The 11,755-nt window shown below is 73.0% G+C and carries 6 protein-coding genes; 3 read left to right on the forward strand and 3 right to left on the reverse strand.

Annotation, left to right across the window (positions count from 1 at the left end):
• Positions 1–571: 571 nt before the first annotated feature.
• Complete coding sequence (locus tag ACEZDG_RS17235; protein ID WP_380509775.1) at positions 572–1,459, forward strand: LLM class flavin-dependent oxidoreductase; 888 nt, start codon at positions 572–574, stop codon at positions 1,457–1,459.
• A 72-nt stretch (positions 1,460–1,531) separates the two neighbouring features.
• On the opposite strand, the gene ACEZDG_RS17240 is transcribed toward ACEZDG_RS17235, so the two are convergent.
• Positions 1,532–2,305: a hypothetical protein gene (locus ACEZDG_RS17240; RefSeq protein ID WP_380509778.1), complete on the reverse strand. Its 774-nt coding sequence runs from the start codon at positions 2,303–2,305 to the stop codon at positions 1,532–1,534.
• A gap of 253 nt (positions 2,306–2,558) precedes the next feature.
• On the opposite strand from ACEZDG_RS17240, the gene ACEZDG_RS17245 reads away from it, so the two are divergent.
• Both ACEZDG_RS17245 and ACEZDG_RS17250 read left to right on the forward strand, forming a co-directional pair.
• A complete protein-coding gene (locus ACEZDG_RS17245; RefSeq protein WP_380509781.1) occupies positions 2,559–7,256 on the forward strand; it encodes an MFS transporter in 4,698 nt (1,565 codons plus the stop codon).
• 14 nt (positions 7,257–7,270) lie between these two features.
• A complete protein-coding gene (locus ACEZDG_RS17250; protein ID WP_380509784.1) occupies positions 7,271–8,077 on the forward strand; it encodes an HAD family hydrolase in 807 nt (268 codons plus the stop codon).
• Here ACEZDG_RS17250 and ACEZDG_RS17255 read toward each other — a convergent pair.
• Complete coding sequence (locus ACEZDG_RS17255) at positions 8,072–9,859, reverse strand: GAF domain-containing sensor histidine kinase (RefSeq protein ID WP_380509787.1); 1,788 nt, start codon at positions 9,857–9,859, stop codon at positions 8,072–8,074. The genes ACEZDG_RS17250 and ACEZDG_RS17255 overlap by 6 nt on opposite strands.
• Positions 9,860–9,901: 42 nt before the next feature.
• Positions 9,902–11,755: thiol reductant ABC exporter subunit CydC (gene cydC / locus ACEZDG_RS17260; protein ID WP_380509790.1), on the reverse strand; the 1,854-nt coding region annotated here is incomplete at its 5' end.

The following is an 11,755-nucleotide window of genomic DNA, read 5'->3' on the forward strand; positions in this document are numbered from 1 at the left end:
CCGGGCGGCGGAGGCGGCGGAAGCAGTGGCGCGGGGACGGGCGGCGCGGACGCCGGTACGGCGTCCTGCGGTATGCCGCCCTGCGTCACCGGATCCGAACCGGATTCCGCCGAACCAACATTCTCGTCGCCCACCGACTACCCCCACGATCGCGTTCCGCCGCAGTCCCCCTCGGGGCGGCCACGCACGACTGAAGACGGGCGCGATCAGCGAGTATGGCCAATCAAACGGAATTCAAACAACTTCTTTACGTGATCGGTATGGACGCCGTGCGTAAACGTATGAAAAGGCCGGAATGCCGTCCCACCGGGTCAGACCCGTCCCACCCCGACGCGCGCCTGACACAGCCCGCGCAGGTCCTCGACATCGCCGGTCACGACCGTCACCTCCCCGTGCCCCAGCTGGGCCGCAGCAGCAAGCATCGCGCCGACGGCGTACCTGTGGCCGTGAAGCCCGCGGCAGCTCGGATCGCGCGCCTCGACACCCTGGTGGGCAGCCAGCGGAATAGGCATGCGCTCGGCCCTGCACCTGGTCACACAGGTGAGCCGACCGACCGCGTAAGGTCGCAACCATGCGTCTGAGCACTGTGATTCTGCCGATCCACCGCTGGTCCGAGGGGCGGAAGGTGTGGCGGCGGGCCGAGGAGCTGGGGTTCCACGCCGCGTACACCTATGACCATCTGTCCTGGCGGTCGTTCCGGGACGAGCCGTGGTTCGGGGCGGTGCCGACCCTGACCGCGGCAGCCACCGCGACCGAGCGGATCCGGCTCGGGACTCTCGTCACGTCCCCCAACTTCCGTCATCCGGTGACTCTGGCGAAGGAGTTGCTGACGGTTGACGATATCTCCGGCGGCCGGCTGACTGTGGGCATCGGGGTGGGCGGGACCGGCTTCGACGCGACGGCGTTGGGGCAGGAGGAGTGGACCGCGCGGCAGCGGGCGGACCGGTTCGACGAGTTCCTGCCGCTGCTGGACAAGCTGCTCACCCAGGACGCGACCACCGAGCGGGGCACGTTCTACTCCGCTGTCGAGGCCCGCAACATCCCCGGCTGCGTGCAGCGGCCCCGGGTCCCCTTCTACGTGGCCGCGACCGGACCGCGCGGGCTCCGGCTGACCGCCGAGTACGGCCAGGGCTGGGTCACCTACGGCGACCCGCGCGGACCGGCCGAGATCCCGGCCGACCAGGCTCCCGGCGTGGTCGGGGCCCAGCTCGGCAGGCTCCGCGCCGCCTGCGAGGCCCAGGGCCGCGACTACGCCGGCATCGACCGGATGCTGCTCCAGGGCTCCACCGCCGAGAAGCCGCTGCAGTCCCTCGACGCCTTCGTCGACTACGCCGGCACGTACCAGGCCCTGGGCATCGACGAGATCGTCATCCACTGGCCGGTCCCGGACTCCATCTTCGCCAACGACCTCGCCGTCTTCGAGAAGATCGCCACCGAGGGCGTGGCCCAGCTGGGCTGACCGCTGGGCTGACCGCCGGGCTGCGGTCGACACCCAGCGCCGCCCCGGACCACCGGGGCGGCCGTGCGCAGGTCAGGCGAACTTGCCCTCGGCGACGTTGGTGTCGGGGGCGAGGCCGTGGAACGGGTCGCCGGACAGGTTGGGCTCGTCGGTGGGGACGAAGGTGAACTGGACCATGCCCCGGGTGGTGCCCTCCGGCGGGATCCCGGCGCGGTGCAGGCACTGCGTGGTGTTGCAGAAGGCGCCGATGCCCGCGGGCACGACGAAGGGGATCACCAGCTCCGGGTCGTCCAGCATCGCCCTGGCCGGGCCCTTGGCCCAGCCCTGGCCGAGGTAGCCGCTGCGCATGATCCGGCGGGTGTTGGGGATGCTGTGCAGCCGGAACGCGCCGCCCTCCACCGTCACCCCGTCGCTGATCTGCACGAAGAACTTCAGCGTGGAGGTCGGGTGCTGGTCGCAGTGCCACAGGTTGCCGTAGTGGTGGACCTGCCGCTGCTCCTCGGTGAGGTGCTTGATCCGCCACATCCGGGCGTGCTGCACCCGCCACATTCCGCCGTAGTAGGCGTCCAGGGTGCGCAGCACCGGGGCGGTGAGCAGCTCGCGCATCGCCGGGACCCGGCTCAGCGGGTCGTCCACGTAGCGGACCACGTCCTTGATCCTGCCGCCCATGTCCACGGTGGCCGCCGGGTCCTGGATGACCTCCTCGTAGCCCGTCCTGACCTCTTCGATCAGCCCGTCGCGGTAGGCCGGGTCCTGGATCGCGTAGCCCAGCCTGGCCACGTCACCGGCGAGTTCGACCCCGGCCGGGTCGAGGTCCACGGCCGGGTGCGCCCGGCGGTGGCTCATCAGCTTCCGCTGGCCGAGATTGTTCTCGGCCCATGCGTCGTTCCCCCAGAAAACGCGTGACGACTCGAGTGCTATCTCCCGTCGCACTCTGGCCAACTGCCCAGCGCTGCCCACAAAAACCCGCCCCCTGCACCTGTATGTCCGCCGTACCGGCGGCATGGCGAACGAACCGCCAAGACCCGAAATCGTCTCATGCAATCAGCAGGTCAGGCTATGTTCTGGCAAATCCGGAAGGGTGCGGGAGAATCACCGGGTGAGATTCGGCATTCTGGGCGCGACGCAGGCGTGGGACGCCGCCGGACGCCCGGTCGCGCTCGGCGGACCGGGACGCCGGGCGGCGCTGGCCCTGCTGGCCCTGGACGCCGGACGGATCGTCACCGTCCAGCGGCTGATCGACGGCCTGTACGGGGAGGAGCCGCCGGCCGGGGTCGGCAACGCGCTGCAGTCGCAGCTCTCCCGGCTGCGCGGGGTGCTGCGCGGGGCCGCCGAGGACGGCGGCGAACTGATCGAGAACCACCCCTCGGGCTACCGCCTCGCCGTCGATCCGGAACAGGTCGACGTGCACCGCTTCGCCCGGCTGGCCGGCCAGGGGCGTACCGCGCTGACCAGCGGCGACGCCGCGAAGGCCGCCGAACTGCTGCAGGACGCGCTGGCGCTGTGGCAGGGGCCGGCACTGGCCGACGTCGGCGACGCCCCCTTCGCCGGACCACAAAAAGCCCGGCTGGAGGAGCAGCGGCTCGCCGCGACCGAGGACCGGATCGAGGCCGAACTCCGGCTCGGCGAGCACCGCGCGGTGATCGCCGAACTGCGGACCCTGGTCGCCGCCGACCCGCTGCGCGAGCGGCCCAGCGCGCTGCTGGTCCGGGCCCTGCACGGCAGCGGCCAGCAGGCCGAGGCCCTTGAGACCTATACCCGGTCCCGTACCGCCCTGGCCGACGCACTGGGGGCGGATCCGGGCCCGGAGCTGGCCGCGGCCCACCTCGCCGTGCTGCGCGGCGAACAGGTTCCACGTGAAACACCGCCGCCCGCCCCGGACGCCCGGATGGCGCTGCCCGCCCAGCTCAACGGGCTGATCGGACGGGACCACGAACTGGCCCGGATCGAGGACCTGCTCCGCCGCGGCCGACTGGTGACGGTGACCGGCCCCGGCGGAACCGGCAAGACCCGGATCTCCATCGAGACCGCCGCCCGCCACCCCGGGGACAGCTGCTTCACCGACCTGTCCGGCCTGACCGAGGGCAGCGACCTGGCGCAGGCCGTGCTCAGCGCCCTGGGCCTGCGCGGCGCCGGGCTGCGCGGCAGCCCCGAGGGCCCGGGCACCCTGCGGCGGCTGACCTCCGCCCTCGCCGACCGCCCGCTGCTGCTGGTGCTGGACAACTGCGAACACCTGGTCGCGGACGCCGCCCGACTGGCCGCCGACCTCCTCTCCGCCTGCCCCGACCTGCGGATCCTCGCCACCAGCCGGGAGGCCCTTGGCATCACCGGCGAGCAACTGCTCCCGCTCCCCGCACTGCCCGAGGACGCCGCCGTCCAGCTGTTCACCGAGCGGGCCAACGCCGTCCGCCCCGGTTTCGACCCGCGGCAGGACCCCGAGGCCGTCGCCGAGATCTGCCGCCGCCTCGACGGGCTGCCGCTCGCCGTCGAACTCGCCGCCGCCCGGCTGCGGATGCTGTCCCCCCGTCAGATCGCCGACCGGCTGGACGACCGCTTCCGGCTGCTCACCGGCGGCAGCCGGACCGCCCGGCCGCGCCAGCAGACCCTGCGCGCCGTGGTCGACTGGAGCTGGGACCTGCTGCCCGAGGCCGAACGCGGCGTACTCCGACGCGCCTCGGTCTTTGTCGGCGACTGGACCCTGGAGGCCGCCGAGGCCGTCTGCGCGGGCCCGGACACCCTCGAACTGATCGGCGCGCTCGTCGACAAGTCGCTGGTCATCGCCCAGGAAGGACCGGAGGTCCGCTACCGGCTGCTGCAGACCGTCCGCGCCTACGCGGCCGAGCGGCTGGCCGAGTCCGGCGCGGAGGCCGACGCCCGGCAGGCGCACCTGGACCACTTCCTCGGCCTCGCCGCCGCGGCCAGCCCGCACCTGCGCGGCGCCGAGCAGGTGCACTGGCTGGGCCGGCTCTCCGCCGACCACGACAACCTCAACGCCGCGCTGCGCCGCGCGGACACCAGGACCGCGCTGCGGATGATCGGCGAACTGGCCGGCTACTGGCTGCTCCGCGGCCTGCGCTTCGAGGGCGGCCCCTACGCCCGCCGGGTCCTGGACGCGACCGGCCCGCACCCGCTCCCCGGACTGGAGGAGGAGTACGCGGTCTGCGTCATCCTGGCCGTCCAACTCCCGGGCGGGCGCCGGGAACTGGCCGAGCACCTGGCCGCCGCCGAGGAGCTGATGCGGGAGCTGCGGCGCACTCCCCGCCGGATCCCGGCGCTGTTCCTGCTCTGGGCGCCCTTCACCGGCGTCCCCCAGGACCTGGACGACCTGCCGCCCGACGAGGGGGCGCTCTGGCTGGCCGACCCCTGGTACCGCGGCCTGATGCACATCGGCGAAGGCTTCCGGAACCTCTATGTCGGCGCCGACCCGGACGGCGCCGTCCGCGAGTTCGGCACCGCCGTCGACCTGTTCCGCGGCATCGGCGACCGCTGGGGCCTGAGTCATGGGCCTGGGCGAGCTCGCCAACCTCAGCTACTGGCGCGGCGACACCGAACTGTCCGAGCGGCAGTCCGCCGAGTCGCTGCGCCTGGCCGCCGAGATCGGCGCCAGCGAGGACCTGGCCGACCTGCTCTGCAACCGGGCCGAACGCCGGATCCGCAGCGGCCACCTGGACGCCGCCGAGGCCGACTGCCACCAGGCCGACCTGCTGTACCGGCACGTCGGCGCGGTCGACAACCTGGTCCGGGCACGGCTCTGCCAGGCCGCGATCGCCCGGCTGCGCGGGGACCTCGGCACCGCCCGCGACCTGTGCGCACCCCTGCTCGTGGCACAGCCGCCGGGCTGGTTCGGCGGCGACTGGCTCCGCGTCTCGGTCCTGCTCGAACTGACCCGCATCGCCGCCGCCGAGGGGGACACCGCGGCCGCGCGGGAGTTCGTCCGCCAGGCGCTGCCGCGCGGCACGGACGGACGCAACCTGCCGGTCCTCGCCGACGCCGCGGACGTACTCGCGGAGCTGGCGGGATTGGAGCGGCCGGAACACGAGAACTGGCTGCGCGAGGTGGCGCGGGGGCTGCGGCTGGGAGGGGTCGCCCTGGCCGAGGCGGTTGCATCGTTGACGGAGGAAGCGCAGAGACGCTGAGCGGCGGGTTGTCCGCGCAGTTCCCCGCGCCCCCGAAAAAACGGTCAGCGGTTGGTCAGGGGTTGGTCAGCGGGGGCCGCGAGGGTACCGGCATGACCTCTTCCCCGGCCCGTAAGTGGGGCACGCTGGCGATCTGCACCACGGCCGCGCTGCTCCTCGGCATCGACAACTCCGTCCTGAACCTCGCCATCCCGAACCTGGTGCGCGAGATGGACCCCTCGGCCACCCAGATCCTGTGGATCGCCGACGCCTACAGCTTCGCCCTGGCCAGCCTGCTCGTCGTGATGGGCGGCCTCGGCGACCGGATCGGCCGCAAGCGCCTGCTGCTGATCGGCGCGACCTGCTTCGGACTGGCCTCGCTGCTCACCGCCTACGCCGGCAACCCCGACCTGCTGATCGTCGGCCGGGTGCTGCAGGGCATCGCCGGGGCCACCGTCATGCCGTCCACCGCCTCCCTCATCCGCTCGACCTTCACCGACGCCAAGGAGCGCACCCTCGCCATGGGGATCTCCGGCGGGGTCGCCGCCGCCGGGTTCGCGCTGGGCCCGCTGATCGGCGGGGCGCTGCTTGACCACTTCTGGTGGGGCTCGGTGTTCCTGATCAACGTCCCGGTGATGCTGCTGCTGATCGTCAGCGGCGCGGCCCTGCTGATCGAGTCCAGCGACCCCGATCCGCGCCGACTGGACCTGCCGAGCCTGCTGCTCTCCGTGGTCGGCCTGTTCGGCGCGGTCTACGCCATCCAGACCGGCGCCCACGACGGCTTCGAGCAGACCAAGGTGCTCACCGCCGCCGCGGTCGGCGCGGTCGCCCTGCTGGCCTTCGGCCTCCGCCAGAGCCGGATCGCCAACCCGTTGATCGACCTGCCGCTGCTCCGCAACCGGGCGTTCGCGGGCTCGGTCGGCGCCAACCTGGTCACCATCGTCTCGGTCTCCGCCCTGGCCCTGGCCTTCTCCCAGTACTTCCAGGACGTCCGCGGCTGGTCCCCGATGACAGCCGGGCTGGCCACCCTGGCCGGACCGCTGGGCGCGATGATCGGCGGCCCGTCCTGCGCCGCGATGATCAACCGGCTCGGACGGGCCCGCACCACCGCGCTCGGCCTCGGCCTGATGGCCGTCAGCATGGTCGGGATGAGCACCATCGGCGTCAGCACCGGCTACTGGGTGATGGCCCCGATCATCCTGGTCAACGGCACAGGCATGGGCTTCGTCTTCGGCGTGACCATGGACACCATGATGGCCACCGCCCCCAAGGAGCGGGCCGGCGGCGCCGCGGCCATCGGCGAGACCGCGATGGAGCTCGGCGGCGGCCTCGGCATCGCGGTCCTCGGCAGCATCCTGGCCGGCGGCTACCGCGGCGCACTGCACCTGCCGTCCGGTCTGACCAGCAGCGTCGCGGCAGCCGCGCACCAGAACATCGGCGGCGCCGCGGCCGCGGGCCGGGCCCTGCCCGCCCCGCAGGGCCCCGAACTGCTGCGCACCGCCCAGGACGCCTTCGTCCACGGCCTGCACCTGAGCACCCTGATGGGCGCGGCGATCTGCGCCGCCGGAGCCGTGGCGACGCTCTTCGCCCTCCGCGAGGTGCCCAAGGTGATCGAGGAGCAGACACCCGAGCAGCTGGGGGGGTGTCTGACGGATCTCCGCGGCGTCACGGCGCCCGGGTGAGCGAGGATGGTCAAGTGACTCATCCTCGCCTGATCGCCACCGACCTCGACGGCACCCTGCTCCGCAGCGACGGCACCGTGTCCGCCCGGACCCAGGCCGCGCTGACGCTCGCCGAGGCGGCCGGGATCTCCATCGTCTTCGTGACCGGCCGCCCACCCCGCTGGATGGAGTCGCTGACCGACCACATCGGCCGGCACGGGGTGGCGATCTGCTCCAACGGCGGCGCCGTCTACGACGTGCGCCGCAAGGAGCTGGTGGAGTCCTTCCCGCTGCGCGCCGAGGACTCGCTCGCCCTGGTCACCGCGCTGCGGGCGGAGCTCCCCGGAGCCACCTTCGCCTTCGAGTACCCGCTCGGCTTCTCCCAGGAGCGCGGCTTCGGCTCCGCGCCCTGGGAGTCGACGGACGTCAGCCGGATCGCCACCGCCGAGGAGTTCCTCGCCACCGCCGACGCCGACACGGTGTTCAAGATGCTGGTCAAACTGTCCGCCCTGGACCCGGACGAGCTGCTGCGGCGGGCCTGCCGAGCCGCCGGCGGCCTCGCCGAGATCACCCGCTCCAGCCCGATGCTGGAGATCAGCGCACTGGGAGTGAGCAAGGCCACCACCCTCGCCCGCTGGTGCGCGGAGCGCGGCATCACCGCCGACCAGGTGGTGGCCTTCGGCGACATGCCCAACGACCTGCCGATGCTGGCCTGGGCGGGCCGTGCCTACGCGGTCGCCAACGCCCACCCCGAGGTCCTCGCCGCCACCACGCTCCGGGCCGGCGACCATGACCAGGACGGCGTCGCCGCCGTCATCGAATCCCTGGTCGCCGCCCTATAGCAGCGCGGTCCAGGACACCGTGGTGCCCCGGCCGTCCGGGCCGGGACCGTGCCAGGCCGTGCCGCCCAGCGAGGCCGCCCGCTCGGCGAGATTGCGCAGCCCGCTGCGCCGGCCCTCGGCCGGGATGCCGACCCCGTCGTCGGTCACCGTCAGCAGCACAGCCGGACGGCCCGCGCCCGCCTCCCGCAGCGCCCGCTCCAGATCGTCCTCCGGGCGCAGCAAGGCGCTGCGGGCCATGGTCGGCCGCCCCGACTCGGCGATATGCGCCGTGGTGTCCACCACCACCGCCACCGCCGTCGCCCGGGCATGCCGCGCCGCGTTCGACAGCGCCTCCCGCAGCGCGGCCAGCAGATGCCGGCCGAGACCCTCCCCCACCATCGAGTCGACCGGGCCGCTGAACACCACCGACGGCTTGAACCCCAGCGGCCCCGCCGCCTGCGACACCTCCCTCAGCACCTTGCTCCGCACATCACCCCCACCGTCCGGAGTGTCGTCGTGCTGCAGAGCGTAAATCGTCGTGCGGACCTCCTGGATCGTGGCGTCCAACTCGTCCACCGCGCCGCTGATCCGGGCCCTCACCTCGTGGGCCTGAGCCTGCCGGGCCGCACTCTCCATCATCATTCCGGTGGCGAACAGCCGCTGGATCACCAGGTCGTGCAGATCCCGGGCGATCCGGTCGCGGTCCTGGTAGACCGCCAGCCGCTGCTGGTCCCGCTGCCCCTCCGCGAGCCGCAGCGCCAGGGCCGCCTGCGAGGCGAACGCCTCGGCCAACTCCCGCTCGGCCTCGGTGAAGGACGGCTTCCCCGACTCCCGCCAGGCCGCGACCGCGCCCAGGATCCGCCCGGCGCTCTTCATCGGCAGCGCCATGCTGGGACCGAAGGCCCGGGCGATCCACGAAGCGGTCCGCCCGTCGCCGCCCATGTCCTCGATGATCACGCTGTCCCCCTGCAGCAGCCGCGCCACCTGGTCGTTGGCCGGCACGTACTCCCCGCTGACGAACTCCGCCGCCCGCCCCACCGCGTGCGAGACCCGCAGGCCGCCGTCACCGGTCGGCAGCAGGATCATGCCCAGCGCGGCCCCGGCCAGATCCCGCACCTGCTCCGCCGCGATCGACAGCGCGGCATGGGCGTCGTCCGAGGTCAGCATGGCCGTGGTGACCTCGCCCGCGCCCGCGATCCAGCGCTCCCTGCGCCGGCCCTCCTCGTACAGCCTGGCGTTCTCGATGGCCACCCCCGCCGCCGCCGCCAACGCCTCCATCACCTGCTGGTCCTCCGCCGTGAACGTGGCAGGGCCCCGCTTCTCGGTGACGTACAGATTCCCGAACACCTCGTCCCGCACCCGGATCGGCACGCTCAGGAACGACCGCATCACCGGATGGTTCGGCGGCACCCCGGCCGCACGCGGATCCACCGTCAGATCGTCCAGCCGCAACGGCCGGGGGTCCTCGATGATCGCCCCGAGGATCCCCTTGCCGACCGGGAGGTCCCCGATCGCGGCGACCTCCTCCTCGGTCAGCCCCACCTGGATGAAGTCGGCCAACCCCCGCCCGTGCTGCGCCAGCACCCCCACCGCGGCGTACTTCGCGTCCCCCAGGTCCGCCGCCGCAGCCGCGATGCGCTGCAGCGTGGCATGCAGGTCAAGACCCGAGCTGACGGCGACCACCGCCTCCAGCAGCTCCCGCATCCGGTCATTGACCGCGGCCACCGCGTGCAGCCGCTCGGACACCTCGGTGACCAGGGCGTCCAGGCCCAGCGTCGGACGCGGCGGCTCGGGGGTGGTCATAACACCGAGCCTAAGTTGCGCCGGTTTGCACCGAAAGCCGAGTTAGACCAGCAGCGCGTCCGCCTCCCGCTCCCGCTCCCACATGGTCCGCAGCGGACCCTCCCCGTCGATGAGCTCCTGCCAGCCACCGCGCTGCACCACCCGGCCCCCGTCCAGCACCAGGATCTCGTCCACCGCGTCCAATCCGGCCAGCCGATGGGTGATCAGCAGCGTGGTCCGGCCCTCCGTCGCGGCCAGCAGGTCCGCGGTCAACGCGTCCGCCGTCGGCAGGTCCAGATGCTCGGCGGGCTCGTCCAGGATCAGCACCGCGAAGTCCGCGAGCAGCGCCCGCGCCAACGCGAGGCGCTGGCGCTGGCCGCCGGACAGCCGGGCGCCGTGCTCGCCGACCATGGTGTCCAGGTCCAGGTCCAGCCGCGCGGCGGCCAGGGCCGCCGAGAGGTCGGCGTCGTCGCAGCCCGGACGGGCCAGCCGGAGGTTCTCCCGCAGCGAACTGTCGAAGACATAGGCATCCTGGGCACACGTCCCCACAGCCGTTCGCGTGGCGTCGCCGTCCAAGGTGGTCACGTCGGCGCCGTTCAGGGTGATGCTCCCCGAGGACGGCTCCAGGAACCGCAGCAGCACGTTCGCCAGCGTGGTCTTGCCCGAACCGCTCGGCCCCACCACCGCGAGGCGCCGCCCCGCCGAGAGGGTCAGACTGACGTCGCGCAACGCCGGGGTGTCCCGACCGGGCCAGGTCGCCCCCAGGTTCCGCACCCGCAGCGGCAGCGGGTCCGCGGGGAGCTCCGCGGGTTCCGAGGGATCCAGCACCGGGTCCGGAGTATCCACCAACTCCAGTACGCGAGCCGCGGAGCGGGCGCTGCGGCGGCGGAACTGCACCGCCACGGGCATCGCGGTGACCGCCTCGAACGCGGCCAACGGCGTCAGCACCAGCACCGCGAGGAACACGCCGTCGACCCGGCCCTGGGTCCCCACGAGGGCACAGGCCGTGGCGGTCAGCCCGGTCAGGGCAGTGCCCAATCCGGTACCGGCGCCGGCTCCGCCGGCGGATCGCCGGGACAACGCCGTCAGCCGTGCGTCGGTGGCCCTGAGCTGTGCGAGGCGCCTCGGCAGCGCGCCGCTGACGGTCAGTTCGGCGGCGCCGTCCAGGACCGCCACCGTCTCGGCGGCGAGTTGGCCCTTCGTCCCGGCCTGGCTGTTCTCGGCACGGGCCGAGAGCCGCACGGTGAGTGCGGGAACAGCGACACCGGCGAGAAGCAGCCCTGCTGCGAGGATCACCCCGGCGAGGGGGAGGATCCACGTCATCACCGCGACGGTGAGCAGGCCCGAGAGCGCGGCGGCGAGGGCCGGCAGCCGGAACCGGAGCATGTAGTCCTGCACCGCGTCCACGTCGGTGACCAGCCGGGACAGCAGGTCCCCGCGGAGGCGGGCGGCCGTCGCGGTCGGAGCGAGACGCTCCAGCCTTCGGTAGACCGTCGACCGGAGACTCCCGAGGGAGCGGAACACCGTGTCATGGCTGACCAGCCGCTCGGCGTAGCGGAGCGCGCTGCGCGCCGTCCCGAAGGTCCTGACGGACGTGACGGCCACCATCAGGTAGAGCACTGGCGGCTGCTGGGAGGCCCGGTCGATCAGCCAGCCGGAGGTCCCCATCAGCGCGGTCGCACTCAGTAGCGCGAGGGTAGCTAGCGCTACGGCGAGGGCGGTGCGGCGGGTCTGCGTCCTTGTCCGCGCGGCAGCGCGGATCCGCGTCAGCGGTGGCTTTGCCTTTGCCTGCGGCGCGGGTTGGTGCGCGGGGTCGGGGGCGGGCCGGGTCGGGGTAGTCGCTCTGGGGCCTGCTGCGAAACGGGTGCCAAGAGTCGAGGTGCCTTTATTACGCCGCTCGCACCCGTTTCTCGCTTT

Source organism: Streptacidiphilus alkalitolerans (genome assembly GCF_042511045.1).
GTDB lineage: Bacteria > Actinomycetota > Actinomycetes > Streptomycetales > Streptomycetaceae > Streptacidiphilus > Streptacidiphilus alkalitolerans.